Source organism: Streptomyces sp. NPDC107498 (assembly GCF_055582805.1).
Genome location: NZ_JBVJPE010000010.1, coordinates 180,974 through 197,788, shown reverse-complemented (window position 1 = coordinate 197,788; position 16,815 = coordinate 180,974). Strand labels below are relative to the sequence as shown.

Sequence of the window (16,815 nt, the reverse complement as noted above, 5' to 3'; positions counted from 1 at the left end):
CGTCAGGGGTCAGCGGGAGAGCGTCGACACGGCTTCCGCGTGGACGCCGGGTGCGGCGGCCAGGAAGCTGTTGCTCTGCGGGGTCCAGGGACGGCCCTCGGCGTCGGAGATCCGCCCCCCGGCCTCGGTGACGAGGAGCGCCCCGGGGAGCAGGTCGGCGCGGGCTCCGGCGAACTGCCAGAAGACGTCGGTCCTGCCCGCTGCCACGTTCACCAGGTGCAGGGTCGCGGGCACGGAGGTGCGGACGACGAGCGCGTCGAAGAGCATCGCGGTGATCGAAGCGCCGACGCGGCGTACGACCCCCTCGTCCTCGTCCGGTCGGGCCTGGCTGGTGGCGACGATGCTCAGGTCGAGGTTCGCGGTCCGCGAGACGTGCAGGGGCCGGCCGTCGAGACGGGCGCCCGCTCCGGTGAGCGCGGTGTAGGTCTCGCCGGTCAACGGCAGGTGCACCACGGTGAGCACCGGCTGGTTCTCGCGTACGAGGGTGGCGGTGACCGCCCACTCCGGCAGGGCGTGAAGGTGGTTGACGTTGCCCTCGGCCGGATCCACGACCCACCATTCGCCGGGCGGCAGCGCTCCGCCGTCGAGTTCGTCCTCCACCCAGCCGGCGTTCGGACGCAGCTGGGTGAGGGAGGGGCGCAGGACGTCGAGAACCGTGTCGTCGTTGGCGGCGAGCGCGCGCATCAGCTCCTCGCGGGTCCCGTGGCCGACCACCGCGCCGAAGCGCTCGCGCAGCGCCGAACCGGCCGTACGGACAGCGATCTCGGTCTGGGCCAGCAGGTCGGCGTCGGAGGCGGTGACGGCCGCGGTCTGCAGGGTTTCGGACATGGCGGTGCTCCTGACGGAAAGGGGGTGGTGGGACGGAATCGGGCCCGGCCCGCGTTGCTTCGTCCGCTTGCACCTCAACGGTATGGAGCCCGGGAGTTAACTTCAACTGCATGTGAAGCACGCCTAGGATTACTCGCATGCAATTGGATTTGAACCTGCTGACCGCGCTCGACGCGCTGCTGGAGGAGGGGAGCGTGGCCGGGGCGGCCGCGCGCCTGCACGTCACCGCCCCCGCGATGAGCCGGAGCCTGGGCCGCATCCGCCGCACGACCGGGGACCAGATCCTGGTGCGCACCGGCCGCACGATGACCCCGACGCCGTACGCGACCGCCGTCCGGGCACAGGTGCACGAGCTGCTGCACCAGGTCCAGGGGGTACTGGCGCCGAGCCGCGAACTCGATCTGGCGGCGTTGGAGCGCACGTTCACGCTCCGCTGGCACGAGTCCCTGGTCGCCCTGGGCGGACCCGCGCTGCTCACGTCCGTGCGCGCCCAGGCGCCCGGCGTGCGATTGCGCTTCGTCGCGGAATCGAGCGACGACGCGCACGAGTTGCGGCGCGGCGAGGTCGACTTGGAGGCGAACGCCAACCGCCCGAGCGCGCCGGACGTCCGGAGCGAGAACGTGGGCGAGACCGGCCTGGTCGTCGTCGTGAGGCAGGGACACCCCCTCACCCGCGGCACGGCCCTCACCGCGCAGCGGTACGCCGCAGCCGACCACGTCACCGTCTCGCGACGCGGAAACCTCGACAACGCCCTCGACGACGCCCTCGCCCGGCTGGACCTGAGCCGCCGCGTGGTGGCGACCGCGCCCACGGAAGCGGCCGCGTTCGCGTTCGCGCGCGGCTCCGACCTGGTGATCAGCGTCCCCGAAGCCACCACGCGCTCCGCGGCTGCCGACCTCGGTCTGGTCGTCCTCCCCCTGCCCCTCGAACTGCCGTCGGCGCCGGTGTACCTGTCATGGCATCAGCGCTACGACACCGACAGCGCTCACGCCTGGCTGCGCGAACTGGCGCGAGAGGCACTGGCCTCGGTCGCCGCACCGAGCCGCCGTCCAGGACCGTGATGACGGCTTCTCGGGATCCTGGGGGCGCGGAAATCCGTGGACGGCCCACAGAAGATCACGTACCGTGTGGCTTCACGCCCTGAGACGGACGGAAGGAGGCGAGTGCCGTGCAGTTCACACCTTTCCAGCGCTCCCTCTTCCGTTGTCCCGGCGTGCTTCGTCAGTTCTGACCGGGAGCGCTCCAAGCAGCCTGTATCCCGGAGGAATCCATGACCGATCCGGTCATCCGCACGCTCTCCGCGAGCGACGCCCGTCTCTTCGACGCACTCCCCGACCCCCTGGGCGCCCGTGAAGGCCACCGGCGCACCCGGTTCCGCCCCGACTGGAAGCGCGTCGCCCTGCGCGACGGCGAGGTCGTCGCACGCGGCGCGTGGTGGGGCGGCCCCGACGACTCGGAGCCCGTCAACATCAACTGGTTCGACGTGGCCGAGGGCGAGGAGGAGGCGGGGGCCGAACTCCTGCGCTCCGCTCCCTGGCAGGTCGAACTCGAGATCAACCTGCCCGGCGGCTGGCGGGAGAAGACCGACCTGCGCGCCGCCGCCGAGGCGCGCTTCGCCGCCGCACGGGCCGCGGGGTACGAACTCCTGGCGGAACGCTTCCTGTACCGCTGGACCCCGGAGCGAGGTCTGCCCGAACGGCCCGGACGCCTGCGCTTCGGCGCCGAACCCGACGACGCCGTGTTCTTCGACGCGTTGCGCCGCATCCACTCCGCCACCCTCGACGCCCACGCGCTCAGGGCCGTCGAGGAGGGCGGCCTCGACCAGGCCGCCCAGGAGGAACTCGACTTCTTCCACTGGTGCCCCTCCCCACGGGAGTGGTGGCAGACCGCACACACGCCGGAGGGCGACCTGGCCGGCATCCACATCCCGGCCCACAACCCCTCCGGCCCGACCATCGGCTTCATCGGAGTCGTCCCGGAACAGCGCGGTCACGGCTACGCCCACGACCTCCTCGTGGAATGCACCCACCTCCTCGTCGAGCAGGGCGCGGAGTTCATCGGCGGAGCGACGGACCAGGCCAACTTCCCCATGGCCGCCAACTTCGCCAAGGCGGGTTTCCCCGTCATCCGTGAGCGCATCAACTTCCACCCGGTGGGCCGAGCGGCCTAGCGGGCCTCACCTCGCGCCGACCGGACCCGCCGGTCCGGGAGTCCCGGCGTACGTCTCGTTGAGGAGTCGTCGACGGCCGCGTAGCACCTGAGGACGATCTCGCGTCCGCAGGGAGGCGGACTTCTCGACCGAGAGGGAACCCCGTTCCGCGTCCACCGTCTTGCTCCTCGTGTCGACTTGATCGTCGAGTCGACACGAGGAGGGGTGTGATGGCAGGTCAGGCACGTGGGACGAGGCGGGCGAAGGCATCGGCGCCGGAGTACCAGGGCGCTCTCGAATCGTTGTCGGTGAACGCCTCGCTGCCCGAGGTGCTGGCCCGGGGCATGGAGGAGCTGCGGACGGCGGAACGGGCCGGGGACCGGCGGGAGGAGGCGCGCTGCGGGCTGGCAGTGGCGGAGGCCTGCCGCAGGCTCGGGCGCGTCGAGGAGGCCGACCGGGCGTGGAAGGCGAGCTACCGGGCGGCGCGCGCGGCCGGTCACGAGGGGGCCATGGCGTGGGCTCTGTGGAGCGGCGGCACGCTGGCCCGGCAACGCGGTGCGTTCAGGCTGGCGTACCGGTTGCTGGGGCTGGCCGCCGAGACGGGCGAGCGGGGCGGTGACGTCGTCGTGCGCGGCTACTCGCTGGCGGGGCTCGCCGAGACCGGGCGCATCCAGGGCGATTACGCGGCGGTGAGGAGGCTGCACGAGCAGCTGCTTGCCGAGGCCCGCCGCCGGGGCGAGGCCCGGCACACGGTGTGGGCACTGGAGGGCATCGCGCAGATGCACCGCAATACCGGCGAGTACGACGAGGCCCTGGCCCTGTTCGAGGAGGCGGCCGAGACGGCGCACCGAGCCGAGGACCGGCGCGGGTGGGCATGGGCGCTGCGCGGCATCGCGGACGTGGTGTCCGTGCGCGACGCCGACGTGGAGCGCGCCCTGTCGCTGCTGTCCCGGGCGGAGGAGGCCTGCCGGGAGATGCGGCTGTCCAGCGCGCTCGCCTACAACCACAAGATGCGCGGCAACGTGCTGTACCGGGCGGGCCGCTACGAGCAGGCCCGCGAGATGTACGCGCTGGCCCTTGAGGAGTTCCACGAGATGGACGAACCGCGCGGGACGGCGCTGTCGCGACTGGGGCTGGTGAAGGCCTCCGCCCACCTGGGCCGCGACGCCGCGCACACTGCCGCGGACCTGGCCGAACTGCGCTCGACGCTGGACCGCATCGGGCTGCGGCATGCCCGGGACATGGTGGACAAGGCAGTGGCCGAACTGGGGGTAGGGCCGCTGCCGGACCACGGCGGTGACGAGCGGGGCGCCGCGAGGCCCGTGCTGCCGGCGGTCGGGACCGAAGCGCTTCGGGCCGCCGATGTGGAGGGCCTGCGGTGAGCGGCGCCCCGACGCCGTTCTCGCCGGGCGCCGCAGCGGTGGCCACGGCACGTCCCTCTCGTGATCACGACATTGACCGCGAGAACGATCACGACGTCGATCACGACGTCGATCACGACGCGGCGCCGGCCCGCGTCCTGGAGCGTTGTCGTGAACTCGTCCGGCCTGCGCTGGTGGAGGCGGTGGGCAGCCTCCATCCGTGGACCGGTGAGATGGCGGCGTACGCGCTGGGCTGGTCCGACACGGCCGGCACTCCGGATTCCGGCGGGTCCGAGGGCAAGGGAGTGCGCCAGGCGCTCGCCGTGCTCGGGGCGGAGGCGGTCGGGGCCGAGGGTGCGGAGGCCGTTCCCGGCGCCGTGGCCGTCGAACTCGTGCACACCTTCTCGCTCCTCCACGACGACATCATGGACGGCGACGCCCTGCGCCGGCAGCGGCCCGCGGTGTGGAAGGCGTACGGGACCGGCCCCGCCGTCCTCGCCGGCGACGCGCTTCTCGCCCGGGCCGTGACCACCCTGGCCGAGGCCCCGGGCCGGCACGCGGCCGCCGCGGTCCGCTGCCTCTGCCGGACCCTGAACGCACTGGTGGCCGGCCAGGCGCAGGACCTGCGCTTCGAACACCGTCCGTGGCACGGCCCCGGCGCCGTCGGACCGGAGCAGTACCGGTCGATGGCCGAACACAAGACGGGCGCCCTGCTGGGCTGCGCCGTCGCGCTCGGTGCGGTCCTCGGCGGCGCCCCCGACCGGACCGTGACCGCGCTCGAACGGGCGGGCCGCCATCTCGGCCTCGCCTTCCAGGCGGTGGACGACATCCTCGGCATCTGGGGCGACCCGGCCGTGACCGGCAAACCCGTCCACGCCGACCTGCGCAGGGGGAAGAAGACCTACCCGATGCTCGCCGCACTGGCCGGCGGAGGCAGTGCCGCGCACGAACTGGCGGCGCTGCTCGACCCTCCCCGGCCGTTCGACCACGAGGCCGCCGCACACGTCGCGGCACTCGTGGAGGAGTCGGGCGGGCGGACCGCGACCCGCGACGAAGCGCGCCGGCACCTGGACGCCGCCCGCCGCGCGCTGCGCGACGCGTCCCTCACGCACACCGCCGCACAGCAACTGGACGGGCTGTTCACGTACGTGCTCGACCGGACCAGATGATCATCGTTCCACCCGGGCGATCACTCCGTCGGTGACGGCTCGACGACGGGGACCCGCGGCAGGGAGGTCGGTCCTCCGTCGGTCCGGGGCCGGCGGCGCGGCGCCCGGTCTTCGGCGCCGCGCCCCGGAAGGCCGCGCGGTCGGCCGACCGCGCGGAGAGGGAGGCCGCGCAGCGCGTGCTCGAACTGCTCACCGCCCGTCGCGCCCGTTCGCAAGGCTGAGGCCCGACGGGGAAGGTCTGGCGTCGGGGCGGCCGTGGGGGCGACGGTCGCCGCATCCCGGCGCGTGGCAGGGGGGCTTGAAGGTCGCGCACGTGGGGGAGGGGATCGTACGACCCGCGGTCCAAGCCGCCGCGGGGCGACGAGGGAGGACACACCCATGGCACAGGCCCACCGGCCGACTGACAGCGACTCCGGCGCCCGTTCCCCGGCGACCGTCCCGGTCACCCGGCGCGACCGGCTCCTCCGGCTGGGCGCGCCGTCCGTCGCGGCGACCGCGCTGACGGCGACCGTCGCGCTCTACACGACCCTGGTCGCCTTCGGGAACATCACGGACTTCGGGACCAACCAGCAGTTCGTCCAGCACGTCCTGAGCATGGACACCACCTTCAAGGACCCTGACCTGATGTGGCGTGCGGTCGAATCCCCCGCCCTCCAGAACGCCGCTTACGCCGCCGTCATCGTCTGGGAGACACTGACCGCGACGGTCCTCCTCGCCGCCACCTGGCTCTGGATCACGGGACTGCGCCGCGACGCGTACGACCGCGCCCGCGCGGTGAGCACGGTGGGGCTGGTGATGGTGCTGCTGCTCTTCGGGATGGGCTTCCTCGCGATCGGCGGCGAGTGGTTCGCCATGTGGCAGTCGTCCGACTGGAACGGTCTGGACGCCGCTGCCCGCAATGTCGCGCTGGCCGCCTTCACGCTCCTCGTGGTGCATCTGCCCGGCGTTCGCCGGTCAGGCGCCGAACGGACCTGACGCGCCGCGGCGGACGCTCCCGGCGCCCGGCTGTCAGCGCAGGGCGACCGCCGCGCCCGTTCGTTCGGTGGCGATCCTGACGGCGAAACCCGCCAGCGCGGTGCCCATCACATAGCGGTGCAGGCGCTGCCAGAGCGGGTGCCGGGCGAAGAACCCGGCGACGGAACCGGCCGTCACGATGAAGAAGGCGTTGCCCGCGACCCCCACCGCGATCTGGGTCAGCCCCAACAACAGGCCCTGCAGGGCGACGTGGCCGCGCTCCGGGTCGACGAACTGCGGCAGCAGCGAGATGTAGAGGATGGCCACCTTGGGGTTGAGCAGGCAGGTGAGGAGGCCCATCAGGAAGAGCTTGAGCGGCTTGTCGTGCGCCAACTCCTGTCCTGCGACAGCGGATCGGTCACCCGGCCGGACGGCCTTCCAGGCCAGCCAGAGCAGGTAGCCCGCCCCGACCAGCTTGACCGCCAGGTAGATCTCCGGCACCAGCGCGAAGACGGTGGCGATGCCGGCGGACACGGCGAGGAGGTAGACCAGGAAGCCGAGGGCGACCCCGGCCAGTGAGATCAGCCCCGCCCGGCGGCCCTGGGCGATCGAGCGGGAGACCAGGTAGATCATGTTCGGCCCCGGCGTCAGCACCATGCCGAGCTCCACCAGGGCGATTCCCGCTGTTGCTCCCAGCCCGATCACGGCATGACCCCCGTACACGTACACGCGTTCTCCTGAGCGCAACCTAGCAGCTCACAGCCATGCGCCCGGCCGGGTGCGCTGGGGTACGGGTCGAAGCACCACGGTCCTTGGCAGTTCCGCGGACGCCGTCAGGGGGGCGCTGACGAGCGGAACCGGACCCGTGCCGTCCGTTGTGCCGAACGAGCGGCTCGGCTGGAGGTCTGAAGTTTCTGCGGCTCGGAGAGCTGCTGCTGCGTGCCTTCGACTCCATGGCAGTGGGTCGTGCGACGGTCGTGACGGCGATTGCGTTTCGACCCCGGCGGATGGGCAGGTGGCGGCATGGCGGACACGGCGGCGGCGGGAGCCGGGGGAGGTGCGGCGGGGGCACGGCGTGTGCTGGCTCCGCTGGCGTTGGCGCAGTTCATCTGCAGCTTCGCCGGATCCAACATGAACGTGATGATCAACGACATCAGCGAGGACCTGGACACCACGGTGCAGGGCGTCCAGGTCGCGATCACGATCTTCCTGCTGGTGATGGCGGCGCTGATGATCCCGGGCGGGAAGCTGACCGACAAGTGGGGGCGCAAGCGCTGCCTGCTGGCCGGGCTCGTGGTCTACGGGGTCGGGGCCGTGCTCAGCGCGGTCGCGCCCGGGCTGGGCGTGCTGATCCTGGGGAACTCGATCCTGGAGGGCGTGGGCACGGCGCTGCTGATCCCGCCGGTCTACATCCTCACCACGCTGCTGTTCACCGACACGGCCTCCCGGGCGCGTGCGTTCGGCGCGATCATGGCGATGGGCGGGATCGGCGCGGCCGCAGGACCGCTGATCGGCGGGCTGATCACGAGTGCGATCAGCTGGCGGGCCGCGTTCGTGTTCCAGGCGCTGGTGATCGTGGCGATCGTGGTGCTCAGCCGCCGGCTCGACGATCCGCTCCCGCCCGACCCCGCCCGGCCCTTCGACACGGTCGGAGCGGTGCTGTCGGCCGCCGGCCTCGTGCTGCTGGTGACGGGCATCCTGGCCGTCGACAACAACGGCTGGCTGGCGCTCGGCCTGCTGCTGGGCGGCGCGGCGGTGCTGGCCGGCTTCTTCGCCTGGGTGCGCGGCCGCGAACGCGCCGGCCGGGAACCGCTGCTGTCGACGGCGCTGTTCCGCAACCGCACCTCCAACCTCGGTCTGGTCACCCAGAACGCGCAGTGGCTGATGCTGATGGGCGTCTCGTTCACCGTCGCCGCCTACCTGCAGGTGGTCCGCGGCTACGACGCGATCGAGACCGGCGTCATCTTCACCGCCGCCACCCTCGGCATCCTCGCCTCCTCGCTGGCCGCCGAGAAGCTGGCCCGGCGCCGTGCGCAGCGCACCCTCGTCATGGCGGGCTTCGTCGTGACGATCGCCGGTATCGCCGTGCTCCTCGCCCTGGTCGCCTGGAAGCCCGGTGCCTGGGCGTTCGCCCCCGGTCTGCTGCTGATCGGTCTGGGTCTGGGGGTGATGCTCACCCCGTCGGTGAACGTGGTCCAGTCGTGCTTCCCCGAGACGCAGCAGGGCGAGATCTCCGGCCTGTCGCGCAGCGTCTCCAACCTCGGCTCCTCACTCGGCACCGCCGTCGCGGGAACGATCCTGGTGTCGGGCCTCAGCAAGGGCGCGTACGCGGCGGCGATGGCGGCGCTCGCGGTCATCGGCCTGGGCGGGCTGATCGCCGCGGCCCTGCTGCCGCGCACCGGCCGGACCCCCGCCGCCGGAGCGGGAACGGAGGCTCCGCCGGACGCGCCGCGGCGGTGACCCCGCACGGCACGCACCGTCAGCCGGCCCTGCTCTCGGCGCGATCGAGTTCCTCGTCCAGGGCGAGGGCCGCGTCGATCAGGGCCAGGTGGGTGAACGCCTGCGGGAAGTTGCCGAGCTGTTCGCCGGAGGGGCCGATCTCCTCGGCGAACAGGCCGACGTGGTTGGCGTAGGTGAGCATCTTGGAGAAGGCGTAGCGGGCCTGGGTGAGGCGTCCGGCACGGGCGAGCGCCTCCACGTACAGGAAGCTGCACAGGTTGAAGGTGCCCTCCGAGCCGCGCAGGCCGTCGGGGGAGGCGGTGGGGTCGTAGCGGTAGACAAGGCTGTCGCTGACGAGTTCGGTGTCCATGGCGTCGAGGGTGGTGAGCCAGTCGGGGTCGGTGGGGGTGAGGAAGCCGACCTTGGGCATCAGCAGCAGGGACGCGTCGAGGACGTCGGTGTCGTAGTGCTGGACGAAGGCGCGCCGTTCGTCGTTCCAGCCGTTGTCGACGATCTGCCGCAGGACCGCGTCGCGTGCGTTCAGCCAGCGGGTCAGGTCGCCCGGGCGGGAGCGGGCGGCGGCGAGCTTGGCGGCGCGGTCGAAGGCGACCCAGGTCATCAGGCGGCTGTAGGTGAAGTTCTGGCGGCCTCCGCGGGTCTCCCAGATGCCCTCGTCGGGGCGGTCCCAGTGGTCGGTGAGCCAGTCGATGACACGAGCGAAGGCGTGCCAGCCGCGGATGCCGCCGATGTCCTCCGCCTGGGCGAGGGCGTAGGCGGCCTCGCCGTAGATGTCGAGCTGGATCTGGTCGGCGGCGGCGTTGCCGGCCCGTACCGGGGCGGAACGGCGGTAGCCCTCCAGGTGGTCCAGCACCTCCTCGGTCAGGTGCGGTTCGCCGTCGACGCGGTACATGATCTGCAGCGGTTCGCCGGAGGCGGTGCCCCCGGCGTCCAGGCGGTCGCGCAGCCAGCGGCGGAAGGCGTTCGCCTCCGTGGTGAAGCCGAGGTCGATCAGGGAGCGCACCGACAGGGAGGCGTCGCGGACCCAGGTGTAGCGGTAGTCCCAGTTGCGCTCGCCGCCGATCTGCTCGGGGAGGCCCAGGGTGGCGGCGGCGATCGGGGCGCCGGTGGGGGCGTAGGTGAGGAGCTTGAGGGTGATGGCGGAGCGGGTGACCATCTCGTGCCAGCGGCCGCGGTAGCGGGAGGCGCGCAGCCAGTTCAGCCAGAACGCGCTGCACGCCTCGAAGTCGGCGAGGATCGCGTCGGCGGACGGCGCCGCACCGCCGGGCCGGCCGCTGAGGCTGCCCGGAGCGCCGGTCTCGGCGGTGAGGACGACGGCGGCGCGTTCCCCGGCCCGGAGGGTGAAGCGGGCGGAGACGTCGGTGCCGTCCGGGTGAAGGGCGATCGGCGCGGTGACCTGGAGGTGCAGGTCCGTGCCGGGGCCCCGGAACAGCACGGATCCGTCGTCGAGGCGCGTGAGGTCGTGCGGTGCGCGGCCGTAGTCGAAGCGGGGCCGGCACGTCAGCTCGAACGGCATGCTGCCGCGCACCACCCGGGCGACCCGGATCAGCCGGTGCCGGGCGGACGGCGTCGTCGACGTGTCGGGGGGCATGAAGTCGACGACCTCGCCGACGCCGTCGGGCGTCATGAAGCGGGTGATGAGGATGGCCGTGTCGGGGAGGTAGAGCTGGCGGACGGTGGCCTCGCCGTCGACATCGGCGGCGAGGCGGCAGGATCCGCCGCGGTCGCTGTCGAGCAGCGAGGCGAACACGCTGGGGGAGTCGAACCGGGGGGTGCACCACCAGTCGAGGGTGCCGTCGGCGGCGATCAGCGCCGCCGTCTGCAGATCGCCGATGATGCCGTGGTCCGCGATCGGGGGGTAGTCGTTCACAGCGCCTCCTCGGTCCTCCGCACCGGCCGGAGGCCCACGGGGCCCTCGCGTCGGCGCGGTGCCGCCCGGTCACGTTCCGGTGCGACCGACGGCGTCGGCTCCACGGCCGGGTGCCGACCGGTCTGTCCATCATCGCGACGCCGGGCGCCCCCAGCCACTTCTGGCCGGAGCGGACGGGCCGACCGCGCGGTTCGTGGGAGGGCCGACGGCTCCGAAAGCCCGCGCACGGCCCCGGGGGCGCCCCTCGCCACCCGCGTCGCGGGAACGCCCCGGCCCTCCTAGCGTGGACACCGAACCCGATCCGGCGACGAAGGAGATCGAGGGCATGAGTCACCACGCGGCCATGGACAGGGTGAGGGGCAGGATAAAGGAGACCGTCGGCAGGCTCACCGGCAACGAACGTCTGGAGACCGAGGGCCGGACCGACCAGGCGAAGGCGAAGGTGCGCGAGGCCGCAGTGAACGTCCGCGAACGTGCTGCCGGCATCATGGACTCCCTCAAGCACCGCGACCACCGTCGCTAGGCGTAGGGACCTGCAGGGTTGTTGACACGGCCCATGGGTCGGGGAGATCCCACGGACGCGCAGGGGGCGGTGCCGGAGCCGTCGTCGCCGAAAGACACGAAGGCGCCTGCCCGGAGGCCCGCCCGTGCAGGAGCGGCCCGGTCCGGGACGCCGGCCGGCGGCGCGGGCGCAGGGGTACGGGGCGTGTGTCGGCCGACGTCTCGTGTCCGCCGAACGGGGGCTTCGGCCGCGGAGGGAGGGCAGATCCGCAGGCCGGTGCCGGTGTGATGAAGGGACTGATCCCGAACGCCCGTGTTGGGGCGGTCGCCGGGAACGGAGGGGGCCTATGGTCGCACCGCCCGCCCGCACCTTTTGAACCCCTCACGGAGTCCACATGGTCACTTCCACGGAACCACCCACCCTCGTACCCGTGAAGAAGAGGGGCCGGGGGCAGGTCGTCGTGGACTGGCTGACGACGACGGACCACAAGAAGATCGGCCACCTCTACCTGATCACGTCGTTCGTCTTCTTCCTGCTCGGTGGAATGCTCGCTCTGGTGATCCGTGCGGAACTGGCGCGGCCGGGTCTGCAGATCGTCTCTCCCGAGCAGTACAACCAGGCGTTCACCCTTCACGGCACGGTGATGCTGCTGCTTTTCGCCACGCCCACCTTCGCCGGCTTCGCCAACGCGATCATGCCGTTGCAGATCGGCTCGCCCGATGTCGCCTTCCCGCGGCTCAACATGCTGTCGTACTGGTTCTTCCTCTTCGGCGGCCTGATCGCCTTCTGCGGCATCTTCACCCCGCAGGGCACCGCGGACTTCGGATGGACCGCCTACACGCCGCTCAGCGGCGGGGAACGCACCCCCTACGTCGGCGGCGACATGTGGATCATGGGGCTCGCGCTCGCCGGCTTCGGGACGATCCTGGGCGCGGTCAACTTCATCACCACGATCATCTGCATGCGCGCTCCGGGCATGACGATGTTCCGGATGCCGATCTTCACGTGGAACGTGCTGCTGACCTCGGTGCTGGTGCTGTTCGCGTTCCCCGTGCTGGCGGCGGCGCTGTTCGCGCTCGAGGCGGACCGGCAGTTCGGGGCCCACGTCTACGATCCGGCCAACGGCGGAGCGCTGCTGTGGCAGCACCTGTTCTGGTTCTTCGGCCACCCCGAGGTCTACATCATCGCGCTGCCCTTCTTCGGCATCGTCACCGAGATCCTGCCGGTCTTCTCCCGCAAGCCGATCTTCGGCTACGTCGGCCTCATCGGCGCCACGATCGCCATCGCCGGCCTGTCCGTGACGGTGTGGGCGCACCACATGTTCGCCACCGGTGCGGTACTGCTGCCCTTCTTCTCCTTCATGACGTTCCTGATCGCGGTGCCGACGGGCGTGAAGTTCTTCAACTGGATCGGCACGATGTGGCACGGCTCGCTCTCGTTCGAGACCCCGATGCTGTGGTCCGTCGGATTCCTCGTCACCTTCCTGTTCGGCGGGCTCACCGGGATCATCCTCGCCTCGCCGCCCATGGACTTCCACGTCACCGACAGCTACTTCGTCGTCGCCCACTTCCACTACGTGGTCTTCGGGACGGTCGTCTTCGCGATGTTCGCCGGCTTCTACTTCTGGTGGCCCAAGATGACCGGCACCATGCTCGACGAAAGGCTCGGCAAGATCCATTTCTGGACGCTCTTCGTCGGCTTCCACACCACGTTCCTCGTCCAGCACTGGCTCGGGGCCGAGGGAATGCCCAGGCGGTACGCCGACTACCTCCAGGCCGACGGCTTCACCACCCTCAACACCATCTCCTCCATCGGGGCCTTCCTGCTGGGCATGTCGACCCTGCCGTTCTTCTACAACGTCTGGAAGACCGCCAGGACCGCCCCCCGGGTCACCGTGGACGACCCCTGGGGCTTCGGTCGTTCCCTGGAATGGGCCACCTCCTGCCCGCCGCCCCGCCACAACTTCCTCACCATTCCGCGCATCCGCTCCGAATCCCCGGCCTTCGACCTCAACTTCCCGGAGCTGGCGGCACTCGACTACGGCCGGGGGCACAAACGGGACGTCATCGACGACCCCGGTGCCGCGCAGGGTCCCGAAGGCGGCCGGGAGGGATGACCGCACCCGGCCGCCGTGAGCCACAAGGCGCCGTCGGCCCGCACACCGCCGCGGCGGAGGCGGCCACGGGCATCATGCGGCTGGAGGGCTACCTGCTCGCCCAGCGCGCCAGAACCGAGGCCGCCGAGGCCGGCGCCGCGTTCGCCCGCCGGTTCGCCTGGCTGGGGCCTCACGAGCAGGCGGAGGTCGCCCGCGCCTTCGCCCAGGAGCACCTGTCCGTGCGGCGCCGGATGCTCCGGGCCACCGTCGCCCGCGCGCACGAACTCCGCGAGGAGTACGGCCGGCGCTACGCCCTCCTGCGCCGCCGCCTGGTCGCCGCCGTTCTCGGCCTGGCCACCGCCGCCTCGGTCGTGCTGGCCGTCGTGGCGCGCGGCACCGTGTGATCGGGCGCGTCCGCCGCCCGGCCGCCACAGCGACATCGACACGATGCTCCGGACCACCGGAACGCCGCCGGCCACGAGGACGAGGACGCGGCCCGTCGTCTGCGCGGCGGTGTTCCGGGCGTCGAGGACGAACGGCGGGACGATCAGCCACACGCCGCCTCGTGCGGAGCCCTTCGGGTCGTGGGTCACCCGGTGACGAGGGCACCATGGAGAGGCCGGTCCTCGCACACCGCACGGAGGGAGGCGGGTGATGGAGCCGAACGGAGCCGACGGGGCGGATGGACACGCCCACGAGCCGGAGTCCCTTCCGCCGGGCGGTCTCCTCGACCTGCTGAGCGTGTCCGCGGTCGTGCTGGACAGCAGAGGGCGCATCGTCTTCTGGAGCCCGCAGGCCAACGACGTCTTCGGTTACACCGCCGAAGAGGCGCTGGGCCGGTACGCGGCCCGGTTGCTGGTCCACGAGGAGCACAGCGAAGTGGTGGGCCGGCTGTTCGCCGAGGTGATGAGCACCGGGGCGAGCTGGGCGGGAGCGTTCCCCATCCGGCACAAGGACGGCGGCACGCGACTGGTGGAGTTCCGCAACATGCGGCTGACGGACGACCTCGGTGATGTGTACGCCCTGGGCATCGCCGCCGATCAGGTCACCCTGGAGGGCATCGAGGCCCGGCTGGCGCTCTCGGACCGGCTGGTGTCCCAGGCCCCCATCGGCGTCGCCTTCCTGGACACCGACCTGCGGTACTCGATGGTCAACCCGGCGCTGGAGCGCATCAACGGCGTCCCCGCGGCCGACCACATCGGCCGCCGCCCGCGGGACGTCCATCCGTCCGCCGGCATCGACACGATCGAGTCCGCGCTGCGGCAGGTCCTGCTGACCGGCGCACCGCTGATCGACCAGTACGTCGTCGGCCGCACCCGGGCCGATCCGCATCACGATCACGCCTGGTCGGTGTCGTACTACCGGCTGGAAGGGGGCAACGGACGGGTGCTCGGCGTGGCGAACTCGGTGGTCGACGTCAGCGAGCGCCACCAGGCCACCCTCGAGGCCGACCGGGCCCGGCGCCGGCTGTCGCTGATCGCGGAGGCCTCCGCCCGCGTCGGCACCACCCTGGAGGTGGAACGGACCGCTCAGGAGCTGGCCGAGGTCGCCGTACCGGAGCTGGCCGACCTCGCGGCGGTCGACGTCCTCGACGCCGTCCTCGCCTTCCGGCGCGTCACCGGCCCCCGTGACGGACCGGAGCTGTTCAAGGCGCTCGCCGTCGCCTCCGCCTACCCCACCGACGCCATCTCCGCGGCGGACACGGTCGGGGACCTCGCCGCCTACGGCGCCGACCGGCTCATCACCCAGTGCGTCCACACCGGGCAGCCCGTCGTCGTCGCCCACGCGGGACCGGACGATCTGCTGCGCATCGCCCGCGACCGGGACTCCGCCCGCGCCTTCGCCCGGGCCGGCGTGCACTCCTACCTCGCGGTGCCGCTGATCGCCCACCACGAAGTCCTCGGGGCCTTCGACCTGATGCGCACCCGCAACCCCCTCCCCTTCGACGACGACGACGTGATCCTCGCCGGTGAACTGGCCGCCCGAGCCGCGATCGCGATCGACAACGCGCGCTGGTACCAGAGCGTGCGCAACTCCGCCGAGACCCTGCAACGCAGCCTGCTGCCCGGCCGTCCCCCGCGCCTCGCCGGGCTGGACGTGGCCTCGCACTACCAGCCGGCCCAGGCGTCCAGCGAGGTGGGAGGCGACTGGTACGACATCATCCCCCTGGCCGGCGACCGCACGGCCCTGGTGGTCGGCGACGTGATGGGCAGCGGCATCGACGCGGCCGCGGCGATGGGACGGCTGCGGACCGCCACCTGCGCGTACGCCGACCTCGACCTCGCCCCCGACGAGGTCCTGCGCCACCTCGACAAGATCACCAGCGGGCTCGAGCACTACATCGCCACCTGCCTCTACGCCGTCTACGATCCGCACCGAGGACGGTGCGACATCGCCAACGCCGGCCACCTCCCGCCCGCCCTCGTCCGTGCGGGGCGGCCCCCCGAACTCCTCGACCTCCCCAGCGGCGCGCCCCTGGGCGTCGGCGGGGTGCCGTTCCTCACGACCTCCTTCGACCTGGGGCCCGGCGACCGGCTCGTGCTGTACACCGACGGTCTCGTCGAGACCCGGCACCACCCGATCGACGAGCGCCTGGACACCCTGCTCGAAAGCCTCGACGCCCCGCACCGCCCCCTGCGGGACCTCTGCCCGTGGCTCGTCCGGGCCCTGCGGCACGCGGACGACCACGACGACGTCGCCCTCCTCATCGCCCAGCCCCGGCCGCTGACCTCCGCCGACCTCGACGTGACGTGACAGGACCTGGTCTGTGCCAGGGAATCGCCACAGGAGCATCACACGGGCTGCGCACGGTCTTTCGAAAGCTTCGTCAGCGTTGCAGGCTGCTCGAATCCGTTTGCCCACGTGACCGGGCCGCGGGCCCACCGGGGCCGGCGGCAGGCACGTCGACCCCGAAAGACGGAGAGGGACCACCGCTCGTCGTGCCGCCGGCATCTCAACGGTGCCCTGGTGTGCCCCGGATGAGGCGCCTACGCCCCGGACATCGCCCCGACCGCCATCGGCGGTCGCATCGTCCCCGCCCCGGTGGCCACGACGAGGGGGAAGCCGCCCTCGCCGGGCGCCCCCTCCTCGGACGCGCGGCACGACGGACGGCCTCTCGACGAGAACCCCGTCGGCGCCGTCCTGGAAGGAGCCGACGGGGAACGGCGCGTCGGCGGAGCTCGTGGGCGCGTCGGCATGCGCGGAGGGACGGGCCGCACGGCGCCGCCGGTCTCCGAGCCGCGTGTCGGCGCCCCGCTCCACCGTACGGAGCCGACGGCCCCGGAGCCGCAGCACGCCCCGCCCGCCTCGTCGGCCCCGGCCGCCGGAGGCGTCCGTCGTCGGCCGCCGCCCGGTTCCGCGCATGCTCCCGGGACGAGCGGGCAAAGGCCCGGGGAGCGAGTCGGTGGTGGCAGGGCCGGGACCGCCGGCT

The 16,815-nt window shown here is 72.3% G+C and carries 13 protein-coding genes; 10 read left to right on the top strand and 3 right to left on the bottom strand.

Features of this window, described 5'->3' with window-relative positions:
* Positions 1-9: 9 nt before the first annotated feature.
* The gene (locus ACZ66Z_RS19715; RefSeq protein WP_469935586.1) at positions 10-828 is read right to left on the bottom strand and encodes an inositol monophosphatase family protein; all 819 of its coding nucleotides are present in this window, start codon (positions 826-828) and stop codon (positions 10-12) included.
* Between the two features lie 137 nt (positions 829-965).
* Between ACZ66Z_RS19715 and ACZ66Z_RS19710 the strand changes: the two genes are divergently transcribed.
* From ACZ66Z_RS19710 to ACZ66Z_RS19690, 5 genes are all read left to right on the top strand, one after another.
* On the top strand, positions 966-1,889 hold the full coding sequence (locus tag ACZ66Z_RS19710) for a LysR family transcriptional regulator (protein ID WP_469935584.1): 924 nt from the start codon (positions 966-968) through the stop codon (positions 1,887-1,889).
* Positions 1,890-2,098: 209 nt separating this feature from the next.
* On the top strand, positions 2,099-2,998 hold the full coding sequence (locus tag ACZ66Z_RS19705; RefSeq protein ID WP_469935582.1) for a GNAT family N-acetyltransferase: 900 nt from the start codon (positions 2,099-2,101) through the stop codon (positions 2,996-2,998).
* A 209-nt stretch (positions 2,999-3,207) separates the two neighbouring features.
* On the top strand, positions 3,208-4,359 hold the full coding sequence (locus ACZ66Z_RS19700) for a tetratricopeptide repeat protein (protein ID WP_469935580.1): 1,152 nt from the start codon (positions 3,208-3,210) through the stop codon (positions 4,357-4,359).
* 71 nt (positions 4,360-4,430) lie between these two features.
* Positions 4,431-5,507, top strand: coding sequence for a polyprenyl synthetase family protein (locus ACZ66Z_RS19695; protein WP_469935740.1), 1,077 nt, complete (start codon positions 4,431-4,433; stop codon positions 5,505-5,507).
* Between the two features lie 378 nt (positions 5,508-5,885).
* Entirely contained in the window at positions 5,886-6,482 is a 597-nt protein-coding gene (locus ACZ66Z_RS19690; protein WP_469935578.1) for a DUF2165 domain-containing protein, read from the top strand.
* Between the two features lie 33 nt (positions 6,483-6,515).
* Here ACZ66Z_RS19690 and ACZ66Z_RS19685 read toward each other — a convergent pair whose 3' ends face one another.
* Positions 6,516-7,166 (bottom strand): LysE family translocator, encoded by a 651-nt coding sequence (locus tag ACZ66Z_RS19685; RefSeq protein WP_469935738.1) that lies wholly within the window; start codon positions 7,164-7,166, stop codon positions 6,516-6,518.
* A gap of 318 nt (positions 7,167-7,484) precedes the next feature.
* Between ACZ66Z_RS19685 and ACZ66Z_RS19680 the strand changes: the two genes are divergently transcribed.
* Positions 7,485-8,921 (top strand): MFS transporter, encoded by a 1,437-nt coding sequence (locus ACZ66Z_RS19680; RefSeq protein ID WP_469935576.1) that lies wholly within the window; start codon positions 7,485-7,487, stop codon positions 8,919-8,921.
* Positions 8,922-8,940: 19 nt separating this feature from the next.
* On the opposite strand, the gene ACZ66Z_RS19675 is transcribed toward ACZ66Z_RS19680, so the two are convergent.
* Complete coding sequence (locus ACZ66Z_RS19675) at positions 8,941-10,788, bottom strand: glycoside hydrolase family 15 protein (RefSeq protein ID WP_469935574.1); 1,848 nt, start codon at positions 10,786-10,788, stop codon at positions 8,941-8,943.
* Positions 10,789-11,113: 325 nt separating this feature from the next.
* Here ACZ66Z_RS19675 and ACZ66Z_RS19670 point away from each other — a divergent pair, with 325 nt between their 5' ends.
* The 4 genes from ACZ66Z_RS19670 to ACZ66Z_RS19655 all read left to right on the top strand — a co-directional run bounded on the left by ACZ66Z_RS19670 (position 11,114) and on the right by ACZ66Z_RS19655 (position 16,139).
* A complete protein-coding gene (locus tag ACZ66Z_RS19670; RefSeq protein ID WP_469935573.1) occupies positions 11,114-11,311 on the top strand; it encodes a CsbD family protein in 198 nt (65 codons plus the stop codon).
* A gap of 373 nt (positions 11,312-11,684) precedes the next feature.
* Positions 11,685-13,406: an aa3-type cytochrome oxidase subunit I gene (gene ctaD / locus ACZ66Z_RS19665; RefSeq protein ID WP_469935571.1), complete on the top strand. Its 1,722-nt coding sequence runs from the start codon at positions 11,685-11,687 to the stop codon at positions 13,404-13,406.
* Positions 13,403-13,789, top strand: coding sequence for a hypothetical protein (locus ACZ66Z_RS19660; protein ID WP_469935569.1), 387 nt, complete (start codon positions 13,403-13,405; stop codon positions 13,787-13,789). Before ctaD ends, ACZ66Z_RS19660 begins: the two co-directional genes overlap by 4 nt.
* Positions 13,790-14,039: 250 nt before the next feature.
* Positions 14,040-16,139: a SpoIIE family protein phosphatase gene (locus ACZ66Z_RS19655; protein ID WP_469935567.1), complete on the top strand. Its 2,100-nt coding sequence runs from the start codon at positions 14,040-14,042 to the stop codon at positions 16,137-16,139.
* Positions 16,140-16,815 lie beyond the last annotated feature (676 nt).